We start from the raw sequence: 17,026 nt of genomic DNA on the forward strand, positions 1-17,026 counted from the left end.
CAATTCGCCATAGATTTGTCAGAAAAATCTTTGACAATTGCGCGATCGCTGCTACAATAAGTAACTGCATCTAGTGAATTCCTATTTGCGAATATCTATATGCGAATGTAGTTTAGTGGTAAAACCTCTGCCTTCCAAGCAGATGTTGCGGGTTCGATTCCCGCCATTCGCTTTTATAGCTACCGCCAGTCTTATTAGCACAAAATTAAAACCTAAATATTGCCGCGCTCCGCGCGGCAATATTTAGGTTTTATGTCCTGATGATGACAGCTACACTATGCGATTAAAGCTATGCGATTAAATCGCGAATGACGATACTGGCAAGGTTTAAACCAAATAGGGCAGGTAAGTAGGAAATTGTGCCGTAATACGATCGCTTAAAGTTACTGCCATCAGTTAACTGCAATGAATTCCGATTGACTAACTCCTCAGAATAAACAGCAATAATATTTGCCTGAGCGAAACCCTTACGTCTTAGCCCTTTACGAATTTTGTAAGCAAACCGACAACAATCAGTTTCAAAAATTGGCGCGATTTTCACCTTTTGCGGATCGATCCTGCCGCCAGCGCCCATACTACTGGCTACCTTTACCCCATTCGTAGCCGCTGCCCCCAGAAAATAAAGCTTGGGCTGCAAACTATCAATGCAGTCTAGTACCCAATCAAACTTAGTCGTAACTAACTCCATCATCAGATCGGGAGTTAAAAATTCCTTAATGACGGTCAATTGCATCTCTGGATTGATATCACGCATTCTCACCGCCATGACATCCGCTTTATGAACATCGACAGTGCTATCGAGAGCGACAATCTGACGATTTTTATTGGAGGGATCGACGCGATCGCCATCCACAATTGTCATGCGACCGATCCCCGCTCGACATAAAAACTCCGCCGCGAAACTGCCCACACCTCCCATTCCTACAACTAGGACGTTAGCCTGTTGGAGTTTTTTCAATCCATCTGCACCAATCAGCAGTTCCGTTCGTTGTAACCAATCTGTCATTACAAAAAATCAGATTATAACAAAGAGCCTGCTCAAAGTGCCATTTCTCCTATTCATCTGTTTGTTGTTATGATTGTAAAACCGAATTTTAGCGGTTTTAGCCCAAACCTATGACATTACCCTCCCATGCCGCGCTAACTAAGAACGAACTACTCGATCGCTATGCTAAAGGCGATCGCAACTTCGAGCAAACCCATCTGCATGACATCGATATGCAGGGAGTCTCGCTGCATGGGATTGACCTTAGCGAATCGATCTTAACCCACGTTAATTTGAGCGGCGCAGACCTACGCGGAGCCGATCTCGGCTGGGCAGATCTCAGTCAAGCAAATCTCACAAAAGCCGATTTAAGAGGAGCAATTTTAACTCGCGCCGATCTCAATCATGCCAATCTAAGCGAAGCCAATCTCCTCAAAGCTGACCTTAGCTTGACGAAACTCGATCATACAAATTTAAGTGGAGCAACTATGCCCGATGGTTCCATTCATCCCTAAAAAGTAAAAGCCTTGCTAAGCAAGGCTTTTACTTTCGGGCTGTGAGAAAGGGTTTGCTACGCAAACCCTTTCTCACAGCCCGTTGCAAATCATCCCGAACTCACACAAAAAAACGCTAGGAAAAGCTTTGCTTTTCCTAGCGTTTTTTGTGGGGTTATAGCGAAATAACTATCGATAATGGCTAATTTCAGACTATTTTAGTTTTTTCTTGATAAAATCAACCAGTTGTTGGAATTGCTTCTGTTGGGAAGCCACTTGCTGTTCTAAAAGCTTATGTTTAGCTTCTAGCTCTTCAATACGTTGCAGTAAACCATCATCCGCTCTTTCTTGAGGTACAGCATCGGCAACGGGGGTACTTGGGGTAACGACAGAGATGGGGGGCATCTTCTGTACCAAAACCATCGCTTTTTTAATTGCTGTGATCAGTTCTTTCTGTTCAAAAGGCTTTTCAATAAATACAAGGTATTTGTCTTCAAACGGCTCAGCAATTTTGCTAGTTACTTCCTCTTTGCGACCAGACATCAAAACTAGGGGGATCCGTCTCAATTCTGGGCTCTGTTGCAAAGTCTCGTAAACCTCAAAGCCGCTCATCCGAGGCAATAGAAAATCTAGCATGATCATCCAAGGCTTTTGCTGTTGGATCATTTCTAGCCCCTTAATACCATCAGCTGCCTCTAGCACCTCAAAGTTTGCTGGCGGGAGCATATCACGAACCATATTACGGATTACGCGACTATCATCAATTACTAATATTTTGTGAGCTGCCACTGCTGATAACCCCTCAGTTATTTTGGTGAATAGAGATTTAGCTTGATTAGCCAATTTTCTGGGCGATTAGATTACTGTCACTGACAGGATAGTAAAAATTCTAAACGACAATGATAGCAAGCATATTCTGATTTAATTAGGGATTGATTAGAGCTTACGTAAATTAGAAGCCTAACAAGTAAATAAAAGCTTACTAGCTTTTGTCAGTTTTAGCTCTTAAACCCGCAATAATTTAGCATATCGCTACCCAAAAATTAGAAGCGATCGCCTTTAATTTGCAGATGGCAACAATAGCTGATGTCGATCCCTTGACTGGGTCTGTATAATCTCAAGTACAAAGATCGGGCATGGTGCAACTATGCTCTGGTTTTTCAGAATATTTAAGCGATCGCCCATGCTAAAACTGCCAACCAAACCCAACCCCACTTCAACTAACGCCAACAAGAATAAGCCTGACGACAATGCTAGCCATGGTCAAAATAACCAAAGCCAAAATAGCCAAAGTCAAAATAACCAAAGCCAAAAGTCAACGATCGTCAAATTAGAAAATGTTCGTAAGACCTATGCCAATGGCGCAGTTGGATTACGCGATGTCAATATCGAGCTTTACAAAGGGGATTTTAAATTTATTACGGGGCATTCAGGATCGGGGAAATCGACCTTATTAAAGTTACTCTATGGAGCAGAACAAGCAACCGATGGCGAAGTAATTGTGAATGGATTTAACCTTAAGGGTTTAAAAGGTAATAATTTGGCGATGCTGCGTCGCAAGATCGGTATTGTCTTTCAAGACTACAAACTCGTACCTAAACGTACGGTCTCTGAGAATGTTGCCTTTGTATTAATGGCTCAGGGCTATACCTACAAGGAAATTCAGCGAAGGGTTCAGCCAGCCCTCAAGATGGTGGGGCTAATGCATAAGGCGAACTGTTTTCCTGAAGAGCTTTCGGGAGGAGAGCAGCAGCGGACGAGCATTGCCCGCGCGATCGTCAATACGCCACCTCTCGTCCTAGCCGATGAGCCGACAGGAAATCTCGATCCTGACAATGCTTGGCAAGTCATTAAGATCTTGAAAAAATTAAATTCCTTTGGAGTAACCGTACTATTGACAACCCACGACGAGCAGTTAGTCCGAGCCGCCAATCATCCCGTATTACATTTACAGAACGGATATATTGTTTAAGTAAGTGAGCTTAATTAAATATAAAACCCTAAAACCTGCGGCGTAAGCTGCTTGTACGCCACAGGTTTTAGCCTTAGATTTTAATTATGTTGCGGGAATTAGGTTTTAGTAATTAATTGGTAATTAGTAATCGGTAATTGGTAATTGGTAATTGGTAATTGGTAATTGGTAATTGGTAATTGGTAATTGGTAATTGGTAATGGTGCAGGGTTTCGTTCGCTTCTTTACTAAAATTGACTATCTGCTGCGCGAGACTTTTTTAGGTTTAAAGCGTGGTGGCTGGATGAACTGGGCCGCAATTAGCACAGTGGCGGTGTTGTTGTTCCTATTTGGGGCTAGCCTCCAAATTTCGTGGCAGCTAGAAAATGTGCTGGGTCAGTTGGGCAGTCAACTAGAGATTTCGGTCTATCTAGATGAGAATACCGTGGGTGAGTCGATGCAATCGCGTTTGCTTTTGGTGGATGGAGTTGCCGCCGCTAAGCTCATTCCCAAGGAAGACGCATGGCAAAATTTGATGAAGGATCTAGGCAAGAACGATCTCAGCCAAGCAACCCAACAACTGGGAGGCAATCCTCTGGTTGACGAATTTAAAGTGCGAGCTACTTCTAGCGATCGCGTGCCCGATGTAGCTAAACGTATTTCTGGTTTGAAGGGAATTAATGAGGTTTGGTATACGAACGAAGTTGTCGAAAGAATTGGGCAACTACGCCGCGCTTTGAGCAATAGCAGCGTGGCAATTGTGGCGATTTTTACGGTAATTGCGATCGCCGTAATTACCACGACGATTCGGTTAATTGTATTGGCGCGGCGGCGAGAAATTGAGGTCATGCAATTAGTCGGGGCAACGGCAGCATGGATCTACTTCCCGTTTGTACTCCAAGGTGTATTTTTTGGGATCATGGGTGCGGCTACCGCCTACGTAATGCTGATGCTCAGCCTCAATCTTTTAGGTGGGGCGATCGTCAATCAACCCGAACTGATTAAATCCCTTACGCTCGGTTTAACTACGGATTTACGGGTACAGTTCCTCTTGCCCGTAGTATTAGTAATTTTCGGCGCGACGATCGGTGTATTAGGCAGTTTGCTTGCCGTACGTCGATTTTCTTTTAATTCCTAGGGTTACGGGAAAGTGCCTGCCAAGGATAAACCTATGGTATAATCAAATCCTGCTTGGGTATGTAGCTCAGTTGGATAGAGCATCAGATTCCGGTTCTGAGGGTCGGGGGTTCGAGCCCCTCCATACTCGTAACTATAGCGTTTCAAAGCGATCGTAAGGGTAAAGGCTTGTAGCGCGATATCAAGCAAGATTAATAGAGTAAATTCTGATCTATGGAACGTGGATTATTATGGTTGCCTCTTTTGGCTGTATTCTTTTGGCTAGCATGGTCAGGCTGGAATGAATACCAAAAAATTGAGTCCTATAAACGTTGGGCGGAACAGTTTGAACGACACAAATATGATATCTATGCCGTTTTAGGTCAAAAGGGCGACCGCCTAACATGGGGAAAGCCCACTCGCAAAGAACCTAGCCATCTCCAGACGGTCACCTTTCAAGATATTGCCCGCATTCGGTTTCGGATTGATAGCAAGTTCTTTGATGAGAAAGATGCGGAATTCCCCATCAATGCCAAACAAATCTCGGTGGAGTTACTCCTAAAAACGGGGGAAATGCCCAGCATCAGATTTACAGATGTTGATATTGCCGCTGGATGGTATCGCTTTTTGAGCGATCGCCTAGCCGCTTCTGACAACCCTTAAATTCTTAAGTTTTATTAAGCAAACCCACAACTAGCTAAAGAATAAATTAACGATTTAAGGGCACTTCAAGTACATTTACTCATCACAAATCTTTTCTTAACCTCGGTATAAACGCAACTTTAACTTCATCTCTTAGGCTTAATCCAAGTTGTGAGGGTTTACTTTGGAAGTTATTTTAGAAGTTACTTTAGAATTGGTTAAAGCGATCGCAGCAACAACATTGCTACTTCTGCTAGGCGACTTCTTTTCAACGTTTTTTTATCATGTTCCCGAACATGTATTTGGTAAGTTTCACTCCATCGTGCATCATGGCAAAAACCGCAGTTTTCTTCACTATGCAGTTTTGACCAGAAATCCTCTCGTATTGCTTGATGGCATTTTAGGAGCAGTTCCTTACTTTATCTTTACGCCTTGGTTATGGCAGTTATCGGCAGTGGGTACTGTAATCGGTCTATTAATCGGTGAGTTTCATGTGGTGTGGCGACATGTATCGATCCTTGAGTGGAAGACTCCAGAACCAATTAAATCCATTTGTGAATGGTTCTATATTACGACTCCCGAAAGACATTGGTTGCATCATCAAAATGCCTTTGCCGCCTATGGTGATATCTTTGCCTTCTATGACTCTCCTGCTCAGAAATGGTTAACTTTTCTGAGGTTTGTCCGCCGCAAATTTAAGCAATTAAATCAAACAAATATCGCTATCCAGTAGTTTTTTGAATAGGGCTTACTCCATTCCCAGTGAAGGATTAGACGTTGCGGCGCAAAGCGCCGCAACGTCTAATCCTTGGTTTTTGATGTCTATTTTGAGTATCTATAGCTGTCGCCAATTGTACTAGGACATAAAGCCCAAGATGACTGGCGGCGCTCCGCGCCGCCAGTCATCTTGGGCTTTGATTTGTCCTAAAGCAAGTGACTGTAGCTCTATATTTCAGTCAAAAGCTATAGCGCAAGCGGCGCTTGCGTTATAGCTTTTTCAGACACCTTTACGGCAATTTCAATTGTTGAGCAGATGTAAAAAATTGCCGACTCACAAGATTAGTTAAGATCAAAGCCGTGATTAGATTAGCGGTAGTAATCGCAAATAAAATTACCAATTGATAACGCACTGCCAATAGAGGGGAAACACCACTTAAGATCTGTCCTGTCATCATTCCTGGTAATGACACTACGCCTGCCACCATCATCACGTTAATCGTGGGGATCATTGCCGCTCTGATTGCGTCGGATTGATAATTGGCGATCGCCTGTTGCGGCGTAGCGCCCAAACACAAATACGTCTCGATTTCTCGCGATCGCTTGACTAGATCCTGTGTAAATCTCTCCGCTGAGATCGCAGCTCCATTCATGGAGTTACCCAAGATCATTCCTGCCAATGGGATCAAGTATTGTGGTGCATACCAAGTATCAGGCTGGACGACTAAAAATGTGGTGTAAGCAAGAATAGTGAGCGTTCCTACGATTACGGAAACCCACATAATCGGCAAAGCGTAAGGCAATTTTTCACGGATGCGGTTTTTAGCTTCACGGGCTGCCATCAGACTCATCAAGATAATAATGAAGAGGATCGCGACAGGTTGTTTAATGGCAAATACCGTATCTAGCAAGAAACCAACAACGATTAGCTGAATCACACTGCGAAAGGTCGCAATCAATAGGCTGCGCTCGATCGCGAGCTTTTGCCAAATCGAAAACCCAATGGCGATCGCAACCAACCCCAGTGAGATCACCATTTTGGGGATATTCAGATCGATAACAGAATTCATAAATTAGTCTAGCTGTCGCCAAGTTTATTGGGACATAAACCCCAAGAATTGACTAGCGGCGCTTCGCGCCGCCAATCAATTCTTGGGGTTGGATTTGTCCTACAGCAATTATCGATCAAACGAACCACAAGGAAATTTTTGAAAGCTTTGCTTTGCAAAGCTTTCAAAAATTTCCTTGATTTGGGTTTAAGCGCAATGCGCTGTAAGTCAAGTGACTGTAGCTATGATAGAGCGATCGCCGCATATCCTAGGACAAATTCAAACTCCAAAATTACTCCAAAATAACTCCAAAATAACTCCAAAATAACTCCAAAATTAAAGGTGGTGCAAAGCACCACCTTTAATTTTGGAGTTATTTTGACCTCAAGCAATCTGATTAAGATTGCAAAGCAGCTAAGGTCTGAGCGCCAAGCACGCCATCAACAGGTAATCCATAGAGGGCTTGCGCTTTTTTAATCGCCGCCGTAGTCTGGGCTCCCTGAATGCCATCAATCGCACCGTCATACAGACCGAGATTGCTTAATAGGACTTGTCCCTTCTTAATCACATCATCGGAATTACTAGCGGTTGGCTGACTGGCAGGGTCTTTATAACTAATAGGCACGACATTGCTACCCGCTTCTAGAGCCGCAAGGGTGAGCGATCCCGCAACTCCATCAGGAATTAGACCATAGGTCTTTTGAGCCAGAATAACTGCTTCTTGGGTCATTGGACCTTTAATGCCATCAATCGCACCACCATAAAAACCGCGATCGCTGAGTAGCTGCTGTAGATTTTTAATAGCGTCGGATTTATTAGGACTATCAACCGCAGGTTTCACGTCCGAAATTGGCGTAGTTGGAACCGTATTCGCGGCATTAGCTTCGTAGGTATCTGCTTGCAAAGCGGCTAGGGTCTGAGCGCCAGCGACACCATCGGCATTTAATTTATAAAATATTTGCGCGGCAACAATTGCTTCTGTAGTGGTAGGTCCCTTTACCCCATCGATCGCACCTGGGTTAAAGCCGCGCTTGGCTAGTAACTGTTGAATGTTTGCCACCTCAGGCTGGTAAGCAAAAGCACCGCTAGGCATATTCATCGCGATCGCGCTGGCGGCTAGCCCTACACAGAGGAGCGACTTAGCTTGCTGTGAAGATTGAGCGATCGAGTTCAACAATTGACAATCCACATTCCGATCAATAGATTCGCCTTGCTCTAAGCGTTCGCAAAGCATTTCACCATGAAGATAAGCAACAAGTTCCATACAGTTCAGCCTCAATAAAAAATGCCATTAGGCTTATCAATTGACTCTTTAGCATTCGTAAAGTTAGTAGCTAAACATAAGTAAACTTAAAACCTAGAAGAGCGTACCGCCCGCTACACAAGCGGTACGCTCTCTGTTTTTGTTTTTTTAATTATGCTGAACTACTTATGTAATTTCAAATTTTGAGAGGACTCATCTTCCGCAAAGCGACCGATGAATTGCCGCCTTAAAACTACATACTTAAACTACATGCTTAAACTACATGCTTAACAGAGACGATATATTTGCCTATATTTCTATTGTAAGGAAAAAACAAGTAAATGTCAGAAATTGCTGTTTTTTATACCCAAATTACCCGAATCAAATCTATGGCTCCTGCTTGTCATCTTATGCAAAGACCACCTAAAAGAGAGATACGGCGCGCCGCATCTCTCTTTTAGGTTTTAAGTTTTTTCGCGATCGCCTCCGCCAGTCCATCTAGGGTATATTCCTCGGCTTCACAATCGACACGCCCCAACAACTCGTGACAAGTGCTAGAAGTCTGAGGACCAATGGAGGCAATTTTTACCGAGGCTAGCCAAGACTGCCAAGTTTCCCGACTAGCAACCCGATCTAGTAACAAACAAAAATGTCTCACCGTCTTCGAGCTGGCAAAGGCGATCGCATCTAGATCTTGATTTTGAATGGCTTCTAGGGCTAAGGGATCGATCGCTTCAGGACATCCCGACTCGTAGGCCGCGATCGCCTCGACCACTGCCCCATGTTGCTGCAACTGCTCCACCAAAATCTCGCGCCCACCCGATTCAACACGCGGAAATAACAACCTTTTGCCTGTTAAAACATGATTGCCTGTCAGAAAAGCATCGATCAAGGAATCAGCTATAAAATCTACGGGTACTAAATCGGGTGTAATTCCATAATTTGCTAGAACTTCGGCTGTTTTGCGCCCTACTACGGCTACTTTAAGGGAATACAAAGCACGACTATCTTGACCAGATTTTTGCAAGCGCCCAAAAAAGCTCTCCACCGCATTTGCGGAAGTCAAAATCAACCAATCATAATTGGCGAGATCGGCGATCGCGCGATCGAGCATTTCCCAACTGGTCGGCGGCAAAATCGCTAAAGTAGGCATCTCGATCACCTTTGCACCAAGACCGATCAGCAAATCCGTAAACTGACTAGCCTGCCCCGCAGACCTCGTTACTAAAATAGTTTTCCCTTGCAACGCAAAATTTTCCTTTTCTGGACTCTGCTCAAAATTTTCCAACGATCGCTCACCCTGCATCGACAATTGCTCATGAAATTTTACGACTTCACCAATAACAATCACCGCAGGCGATAGGGATCCATCTGGTAATTTGGATTGAATATCCGCCAGAGTCCCTGTCCATACCTGCTGTTCGACTCTTCCACACCAGCGCACGATCGCCATTGGGGTATCCGCCGATTTTCCTCCCTGCAATTTTGCCAATAATCTCGCCAGATTATTGGTTCCCATCAAAATTACCAGCGTCGGGATTTGAGCGATCGCTTCCCAAGGTAACCGATCCAAATCATGCCCCGTCATTACCGCGAAGCAAGAACTTGCATCTACTTCCGTTAGCGGAATCCCCGCTAGCATCGGCGCGGCGATCGCACTCGAAATCCCTGCCACGACTTCCCATTCACAATTTGCCTCTTGTAAAGCAAGTATCTCAGGTAGCGATCGCCCAAATATCCAAGGATCGCCACTTTTGAGCCTCACCACGCGCTTACCTTTTAAGCAATATTCCACCAACATTTGATTGATTTCGGCTTGTTTGACGCTCTCCTGTCCGCCCCGTTTACCAGCAATAATGCGATCGCATTTCTCTGGAGCCAGATCTAATAAAGTGCGATCGACCAGCGCATCACTAATAATTACCTCCGCAACACTAATCAAATCCCTAGCGCGAACCGTCAAAAACTCCACGCCACCAATTCCCGCGCCCACAATAAAAACTTTACCTTTCATCCTGTGCGGCTATTTCGCTAAAGCCTTTTCATGTTGACCGCGCAACTGTCCGCAAGCTGCGTCAGCCTCTAGCCCTCTTGTCCGACGCACGCTCACGGCAATTTTATGGTCTTCTAAGATCTGGACAAAGGTTTGAATTGCCCTCTCGCTGGGGCGTTTGTAATCGGCATCGGATACGGGATTATAGGGGATCAAATTAACGTGACTTTGGAAACCACGAATCAAATAGGCGAGTTCCTGCGCTTGCTCCGCCGAGTCATTCACCCCTGCCAGTAGCGTATATTCAAAGCTAATTCTGCGCCCAGTAATCTCTACATATTCGCGACAATCATCCATGAGTGCGATCAGAGGATAGCGATCGGCTGAGGGAATTACTTGGGCGCGAACTTCCTGCGTGGGGGCATGGAGGCTAACTGCCAGCGTGACTTGCAAATGTTCTTCCGCAAATCGGGGAATTTGATTGGGAATGCCGACCGTCGAGACGGTGATATTCCGCTGACCGATGCCAATATCTTTGTTGATCACCCCGATCGCTCCAACTAAATTTTCATAATTGAGCAGGGGTTCACCCATACCCATAAACACGATATGACTGACGCGCTGCTGCATTACTTCCTGTACGGTCAGCACTTGGTCGATAATTTCATGCTTGGCTAAGTTGCGCCGAAATCCACCTTTGCCCGTGGCACAAAAGTCACAGCCCATGGGACAGCCCACCTGAGTGGAGACACAGACAGTCAAGCGCTTACTGGTAGGAATACCAACGGTTTCGACAATTTCGCCATCGGCTAGTTTTAAGAGAAATTTCTCCGTCCCATCGCGAGTTTGTTTGTGAAGATAAATCTGCGATCGCCCAATTTCGACGGTTGGGTTTTGCGCAAATTCTTCGCGCCATGCCTTCGGAAAAACCGTAATATCGTCAAGACTCCGCGCCCCTTTTTCATACAGCCACGCATAAAGCTGCTTACCGCGATAACTGGGCTGCCCCTGCGAAACTACCCATTCCGTAAGTTCGGATTGCGATCGCCCCAATAGTGGTAGGACTTTTGAAGAAGCAGGAATTGGATTGGCAGTCATAGCGGCATGGCAAATGGGACGAATATATAGATCTTACCCATAAATCACTATCGTTGCTGTAACTTATAGAGATTGCCCCCTCAAACATTGCCCCCTCAAACATCATCGGATCGGAAATAATTAGAATTGAATTAGGGTTTATGGAAAGAAATTTATGAAACGCCGTCAACTTTTATTTACCTTGGGTGGAGCCTTATTAGGAATCCCCATTATTGGTTCTTTAATTTACGATGCGATCGCCAAATCAAAAACGCAAAACCAAACCTCCTACGAACCAGCCGCAGCCAAAGCACCTGTAGCTAAATCGGCAAGTACCGCTGATGCAAAAGTAAATTCAAAAGTAAATTCAGACGCAGAAATATCCCTAGAAACCACTGAGGAACCATTACTGCGCTTTGCCGCGATCGCCGACAATGGATTTGGTAGCGCCGATCAGATGGCGGTGGCTAAGTCCATGTGGGAAACCTATCAACAAAAGCCCTATGCCTTTGTGTTAATGGCAGGTGACAATATCTACTCCTATGGGGAGATCAAATTAGCCAAGGCTTATTTTGAAGAACCCTATGCCCCATTGCTCAAAGAGAACGTGAAATTTTATGCCGTGCTGGGCAATCACGATATTGCCAAAACTAATAACGGACTCGATCAGATTAATTACAAGCCTTTTAACATGAGCGATCGCTACTACACTTTCACCAAAGGCGAAGTTGCGGAGGGAACCGTAGAATTTTTTGCGATCGATACCAATGGCAATGCCGATTGGGAAACGCAGCTTGCTTGGCTCGATCTCCAATTAACCAAGAGTAAAGCACCTTGGAAAATTGTCTATGGGCATCATCCCCTTTACTCGTCGGGCAGACATGGTAGCGACCCCAAACTAGCCGCCAAACTCTCGCCTCTATTCGCCAAACATAAAGTGCCTATATATCTCTGCGGACATGATCACGGGTATGAGCGGTTCAACCCGATCGATGGCACGACCTACATTGTCAATGGGGGCGGTGGCGCACCTTTATATAAATTTACAGGCTTACCTCAAACCGCCTTTGTGAGTTCCCAGCATAGCTTCATGACCTTTGATGTCTATCAAGATAAAATCATCACCAAAGCGATCGCTACCGATGGCAAAGTCTTCGATCGCGCGATCATCACTAAGGTTTAGCGATAATTCACCTCTAGCATCCCAGCCATAATTACCTTGAGGGCAAAGCATCGCAAAGCTTAGAATAGATATCCTTAACTAATCTGTTAATCCCATGAGTTTATATCTGTACGCAATTTTGCAAGCTGAAAATCTGGATCTCATTCAAAATCTCGATCTTCAAGGTATGAATGCTCAATCCGTCCAGTTTCATGCCCTCCCCCCCTTTGCAATCGCCTACAGTGAAGCCCAACAAGAACGCTATCTGGCAAGTCGCGCCAACCTCATCACCCATGAAACCGTTTTAGAATCGCTGATGAAAGTGATCGATCCGCATCAAGCCGTTCCCCTCCCCTTACAGTTTGGGCTAGTTGTAGAAAACTGGGAAGATGTTCAACGCGACCTACTCATCCCTTACGAAACCAAGCTTAAGGAGCTAATTCACAACCTAATTGGCAAGCGGGAGGTAAGCGTCAAATTATTTTGGAATCAAACCGAAGAATTAAACCTTGCTGTTGCCGAAAATGCGGGCTTGCGCCAGAGGCGCGAAGCTTTAGTGGGTAAAGTCTTGAGCATGGATGAAGCGATCGCGATCGGTCAAGAACTAGAATCCGCAATCGAAGAACGCCAACAAGTAATTATCACAGCCTTTTTAAATACCCTTAAGCCCCTATCCCATGAATATGCTGAGGGCGAACTACTCACGGAAAGCATGATTTATAACGGATCTTTCCTCATCGATTGGGACAAAGAACCCGAATTTGCCAAGGCTGTTGAAGCCCTCGATCAACAATTTGAAAACCGCCTCAGAATTCGCTACAACGATTTCACGGCTCCCTACAACTTTGTCAAGGTAGATCGAGATTAGATCGAGATTCGCGCATTAAGTAGCTAGGCATAATTAAAAACCAAAACCAGAGAGCATACCGCCCGCACAGCGGGCGGTATGCTCTTCTAGGTTTTAAGTTTACTTATGCCTAGCTACTTAGTGTACTTGTGCAAAATAAATTACCAAAACCCTTCAAGTTGTGCCCCGAAGGGGCACAACTTGAAGGGTTTTGGTTTGTAATTAATTATGCCTACTAAAAGTCATCGTCATAGCTGCTGTTGCTGGCAGCTTCATTGTCTTTGCGCGAGCCCAGCAACTCAAGGCGATCGATCAGGATTACCGATTTTTGGCGTTCTTCTCCCGTAGAGCGATCGTTCCAGCGATCGAACTTAAGGGAGCCAACAACGCCTACTAAACTACCTTTCTTGACATAGTTTGAAGCAATTTCGGCGGTTTTGCCCCAAGCTTCTAAGTCAAACCAATCGGGCGGTTCGTCGCGGTTGCTCGTAACTCGGTTGATGGCAACTGTAAATTTGCAAACTACCGAACCAGACTCGAAATATTTAACTTCGGGATCGCGCCCTGCCCGTCCCACGAGATGAACTTTATTTAGGGTCATAAGACAAGTATCGGGAAATCTTATTGGTGAGAGATATTTAATATTTTATCTGTTTTTCAGCGATCGCCAATACAATCGCCAATACAATCGCTAATACAATCGCCAATACATAAGTAGCTAGGCGTAATTACACATCCAAACCCGTAAGGTTGCACCCCGCAGGAATTGCGCTTAGCAGGATCGATCGCTAAAATCGATCGCTAAATCAGAAATTACACCAAAGCCATAAGGTTACGCCCCTGCGGGGCGCAACCTTATGGCTTTGGCAGATTTATTTTGCACAATTACTTACTACCTCCCCATTAAAAAGTAGAGTCATAAGCAGTGGCGCAAGCCACTGCCTGTGACTCTACTTATCTTGAGCTAAAAAGTGGTGCTAAAGGAGATTTGTACGGAAACACGCACCCTTTCGCAATGTAGAACCGATCCTGTTTAAAAGGGAGACACTCTAAAATATTCACAATAGATATTTATCGATCTCTAAAATAATCTCTAAACCCGACCACAGGAGGCAACTCGCGATGCAACCGACAAATCCTAATCAGTTTACCGAAAAAGCTTGGGCAGCGATCGCAAGGACACCCGATGTGGTGAAAGCGTCTCAGCAACAGCAAATTGAACCTGAACATTTGCTCAAAGCCTTACTAGATGAAGAAGGACTAGCAGCAAGTATTTTTACTAAAGCAGGGCTAAACATTCAACGTTTGCGCGATCGCACTGACGAGTTTATCAATCGACAGCCCAAGGTTTCCAGTTCTAACAGTAGTGTGTACCTAGGCAAAAACTTAGATGTACTGCTCGATCGCGCTGAAAAGGAACGCAAAAGTTTTGGGGATGATTTTATTTCCATTGAACATATCCTTTTACCCTATTGTCAAGATGAGCGCTTTGGCAAACAGCTCTATCAAGAAATGGGACTGGATGAAACCAAGCTCCGCAATGTTATTCAGCAAGTCCGAGGCAATCAAAAAGTGACCGACCAAACTCCCGAAAATAAATATGAAGCATTGACCAAATATGGTCGCGATCTTACAGAATTAGCGCGTGAGGGCAAGCTCGATCCCGTGATTGGTCGCGATGATGAAATTCGCCGCACGATCCAGATTTTGTCGCGCCGTACCAAAAATAATCCCGTTTTAATTGGTGAACCTGGGGTCGGCAAAACGGCGATCGCGGAAGGACTCGCCCAACGGATTTTGAGTGGTGATGTTCCTGAATCTCTCCAAGGTCGCAAGCTGATCGCCCTAGATATGGGTGGACTGATCGCGGGAGCGAAATATCGTGGCGAATTTGAAGAAAGACTGAAGGCGGTTCTGAAGGAAGTTACCGAATCAAGCGGTCAATTTATTCTCTTTATCGATGAGATTCATACCGTTGTGGGAGCGGGTGCGACTCAGGGGGCTATGGATGCTGGTAACTTGTTAAAACCCATGTTGGCAAGGGGGGAGTTGCGTTGTATTGGTGCAACTACCCTCGATGAATATCGTAAATATATTGAGAAAGATGCCGCACTCGAACGACGGTTTCAACAGGTCTATGTCGATCAGCCCAATGTCGAAGATACGATCTCGATCCTTCGTGGTCTGCGCGATCGCTATGAATCCCATCACAATGTCAAAATATCCGATACGGCTTTAGTGGCGGCTGCCACCCTTTCTAATCGCTATATTAGCGATCGCTTTTTGCCTGACAAGGCGATTGACCTCGTGGATGAAGCTGCTGCGAAATTAAAAATGGAAATCACTTCGCAACCTGAAGAGCTTGATGAAATCAATCGCAAAGTGATTCAACTGGAAATGGAATGTCTTTCTTTGAAGAAGGAAAATGATCGCGAATCCCTCGATCGTCTCGAAAAGTTGAATAAAGAACTGGGTGGATTGAAAGAAGAACAAACTACCCTCAAAGCGCGATGGGAAGCGGAAAAGCAGGTGATTGACAATCTCGGCAAGATCAAGGAAGACATTGCCCATGTGAATGTGGAAATCCAACAAGCCGAACGTGATTACGATCTGAGCAAGGCTGCCGAACTGAAATATGGCAAACTGACCGACCTCCAACGTCAGTTGGAAATTGCCGAGGTCAATTTAGAGGAAGCGAAAAATTCTGGGCGATCGCTACTTCGTCAGGAAGTTACCGAAGAGGATATTGCCGAAATCATTTCCAAGTGGTCGGGTATCCCCGTGAGCAAGCTCGTAGAATCTGAGAAGGAAAAGCTTCTCCAACTAGAAAATGTGCTTCATGATCGCGTCGTCGGTCAAGAAGAAGCAGTTACGGCGATCGCCGATGCTATTCAGCGATCGCGGGCAGGACTGGCGGATCCCAACCGTCCGATCGCTAGTTTTATTTTCTTAGGACCAACGGGAGTTGGTAAAACCGAACTCGCCAAAGCTCTTGCCGCCTATCTCTTTGATACGGAAGAGTCGATGGTGCGGATCGATATGTCTGAGTATATGGAGAAACACAGCGTTTCTCGCTTGGTGGGCGCACCTCCTGGCTACGTCGGTTATGAGGAAGGTGGTCAATTGACCGAAGCTGTGCGTCGTCGCCCCTATGCTGTCATTCTCTTTGATGAAATTGAGAAAGCGCATCCCGATGTCTTTAACATCATGCTACAAATTCTTGATGATGGAAGGGTTACTGATTCCCAAGGTCGCACTGTAGACTTTAAGAATGCCATTATCATCATGACCAGTAATGTTGGCTCTCAGTATATTCTCGATATTGCTGGCGATGACTCCCGCTATGAAGAAATGCGCGAGCGGGTTATGGAATCAATGCGAGCGAGCTTCCGTCCTGAGTTCCTCAACCGCATTGATGAAATCGTGATCTTCCATGCGCTTCGTCGCGATGAATTGCGACGGATTGTCAAGCTACAGGTTCAGCGCTTAGAAAAACGTTTAAGCGATCGTCGCATGACTCTAAAAATTGCCGATGTTGCCTTGGATTTTCTTGCTGAAGTTGGCTATGATCCTGTTTATGGGGCGCGTCCACTCAAGCGGATCATTCAGCGTCAACTGGAAACGAAAATTGCGAAGGGTATTCTACGAGGCGAATTTACGGATGGAGATACAATTTTTGTCGATATCGAGAACGAACGGCTTGTCTTCAAGCGTCTTTCTGCAAATCTAGTACCAATTTAAATATGACTA

15 protein-coding genes and 2 tRNA genes are annotated in these 17,026 nt (G+C 45.1%); 10 read left to right on the forward strand and 7 right to left on the reverse strand.

Annotated elements, in window-relative coordinates; all coding sequences use genetic code 11:
• Window positions 1-101: 101 nt before the first annotated feature.
• Window positions 102-172, forward strand: a tRNA-Gly gene (locus PSE7429_RS01745).
• A 117-nt stretch (window positions 173-289) separates the two neighbouring features.
• Here the strand turns inward: PSE7429_RS01745 and PSE7429_RS01750 are convergent.
• Window positions 290-1,006, reverse strand: coding sequence for a tRNA threonylcarbamoyladenosine dehydratase (locus PSE7429_RS01750; RefSeq protein WP_009625318.1), 717 nt, complete (start codon window positions 1,004-1,006; stop codon window positions 290-292).
• 110 nt (window positions 1,007-1,116) lie between these two features.
• On the opposite strand from PSE7429_RS01750, the gene PSE7429_RS01755 reads away from it, so the two are divergent.
• Window positions 1,117-1,500, forward strand: a complete 384-nt coding sequence (locus tag PSE7429_RS01755) for a pentapeptide repeat-containing protein (protein WP_009625319.1) — start codon at window positions 1,117-1,119, stop codon at window positions 1,498-1,500.
• 192 nt (window positions 1,501-1,692) lie between these two features.
• On the opposite strand, the gene PSE7429_RS01760 is transcribed toward PSE7429_RS01755, so the two are convergent.
• Entirely contained in the window at window positions 1,693-2,268 is a 576-nt protein-coding gene (locus PSE7429_RS01760; protein WP_009625320.1) for a response regulator, read from the reverse strand.
• A 394-nt stretch (window positions 2,269-2,662) separates the two neighbouring features.
• Between PSE7429_RS01760 and ftsE the strand changes: the two genes are divergently transcribed.
• The 5 genes from ftsE to PSE7429_RS01785 all read left to right on the forward strand — a co-directional run bounded on the left by ftsE (window position 2,663) and on the right by PSE7429_RS01785 (window position 5,921).
• Window positions 2,663-3,451: a cell division ATP-binding protein FtsE gene (gene ftsE, locus PSE7429_RS01765; protein ID WP_009625321.1), complete on the forward strand. Its 789-nt coding sequence runs from the start codon at window positions 2,663-2,665 to the stop codon at window positions 3,449-3,451.
• A 199-nt stretch (window positions 3,452-3,650) separates the two neighbouring features.
• Entirely contained in the window at window positions 3,651-4,568 is a 918-nt protein-coding gene (locus tag PSE7429_RS01770; protein WP_009625322.1) for a cell division protein FtsX, read from the forward strand.
• A 55-nt stretch (window positions 4,569-4,623) separates the two neighbouring features.
• Window positions 4,624-4,697: transfer RNA gene (locus PSE7429_RS01775), tRNA-Arg, on the forward strand.
• 83 nt (window positions 4,698-4,780) lie between these two features.
• A complete protein-coding gene (locus PSE7429_RS01780) occupies window positions 4,781-5,209 on the forward strand; it encodes a hypothetical protein (RefSeq protein WP_009625323.1) in 429 nt (142 codons plus the stop codon).
• A gap of 163 nt (window positions 5,210-5,372) precedes the next feature.
• The gene (locus PSE7429_RS01785) at window positions 5,373-5,921 is read left to right on the forward strand and encodes a hypothetical protein (RefSeq protein ID WP_009625324.1); all 549 of its coding nucleotides are present in this window, start codon (window positions 5,373-5,375) and stop codon (window positions 5,919-5,921) included.
• Between the two features lie 274 nt (window positions 5,922-6,195).
• Here the strand turns inward: PSE7429_RS01785 and PSE7429_RS01790 are convergent, their stop codons facing one another.
• The 4 genes from PSE7429_RS01790 to rlmN all read right to left on the reverse strand — a co-directional run bounded on the left by PSE7429_RS01790 (window position 6,196) and on the right by rlmN (window position 11,288).
• Window positions 6,196-6,975: an ABC transporter permease gene (locus PSE7429_RS01790; protein ID WP_009625325.1), complete on the reverse strand. Its 780-nt coding sequence runs from the start codon at window positions 6,973-6,975 to the stop codon at window positions 6,196-6,198.
• 376 nt (window positions 6,976-7,351) lie between these two features.
• Window positions 7,352-8,218 (reverse strand): peptidoglycan-binding domain-containing protein, encoded by an 867-nt coding sequence (locus tag PSE7429_RS01800; RefSeq protein ID WP_009625326.1) that lies wholly within the window; start codon window positions 8,216-8,218, stop codon window positions 7,352-7,354.
• A gap of 436 nt (window positions 8,219-8,654) precedes the next feature.
• Window positions 8,655-10,211 (reverse strand): uroporphyrinogen-III C-methyltransferase, encoded by a 1,557-nt coding sequence (gene cobA, locus PSE7429_RS01805; RefSeq protein ID WP_009625327.1) that lies wholly within the window; start codon window positions 10,209-10,211, stop codon window positions 8,655-8,657.
• A 9-nt stretch (window positions 10,212-10,220) separates the two neighbouring features.
• Complete coding sequence (gene rlmN, locus PSE7429_RS01810) at window positions 10,221-11,288, reverse strand: 23S rRNA (adenine(2503)-C(2))-methyltransferase RlmN (protein WP_009625328.1); 1,068 nt, start codon at window positions 11,286-11,288, stop codon at window positions 10,221-10,223.
• Window positions 11,289-11,442: 154 nt separating this feature from the next.
• Between rlmN and PSE7429_RS01815 the strand changes: the two genes are divergently transcribed.
• A complete protein-coding gene (locus tag PSE7429_RS01815; protein ID WP_009625329.1) occupies window positions 11,443-12,450 on the forward strand; it encodes a metallophosphoesterase in 1,008 nt (335 codons plus the stop codon).
• A gap of 94 nt (window positions 12,451-12,544) precedes the next feature.
• The gene (locus PSE7429_RS01820; protein WP_009625330.1) at window positions 12,545-13,297 is read left to right on the forward strand and encodes a GvpL/GvpF family gas vesicle protein; all 753 of its coding nucleotides are present in this window, start codon (window positions 12,545-12,547) and stop codon (window positions 13,295-13,297) included.
• Window positions 13,298-13,511: 214 nt separating this feature from the next.
• On the opposite strand, the gene PSE7429_RS01825 is transcribed toward PSE7429_RS01820, so the two are convergent.
• Window positions 13,512-13,877, reverse strand: a complete 366-nt coding sequence (locus PSE7429_RS01825) for a single-stranded DNA-binding protein (RefSeq protein WP_009625331.1) — start codon at window positions 13,875-13,877, stop codon at window positions 13,512-13,514.
• Window positions 13,878-14,398: 521 nt separating this feature from the next.
• Between PSE7429_RS01825 and clpB the strand changes: the two genes are divergently transcribed.
• Window positions 14,399-17,017, forward strand: coding sequence for an ATP-dependent chaperone ClpB (gene clpB / locus PSE7429_RS01830; RefSeq protein ID WP_009625332.1), 2,619 nt, complete (start codon window positions 14,399-14,401; stop codon window positions 17,015-17,017).
• Window positions 17,018-17,026: the final 9 nt, after the last annotated feature.

This window comes from Pseudanabaena biceps PCC 7429, assembly GCF_000332215.1.
Lineage (GTDB): Bacteria > Cyanobacteriota > Cyanobacteriia > Pseudanabaenales > Pseudanabaenaceae > Pseudanabaena > Pseudanabaena biceps.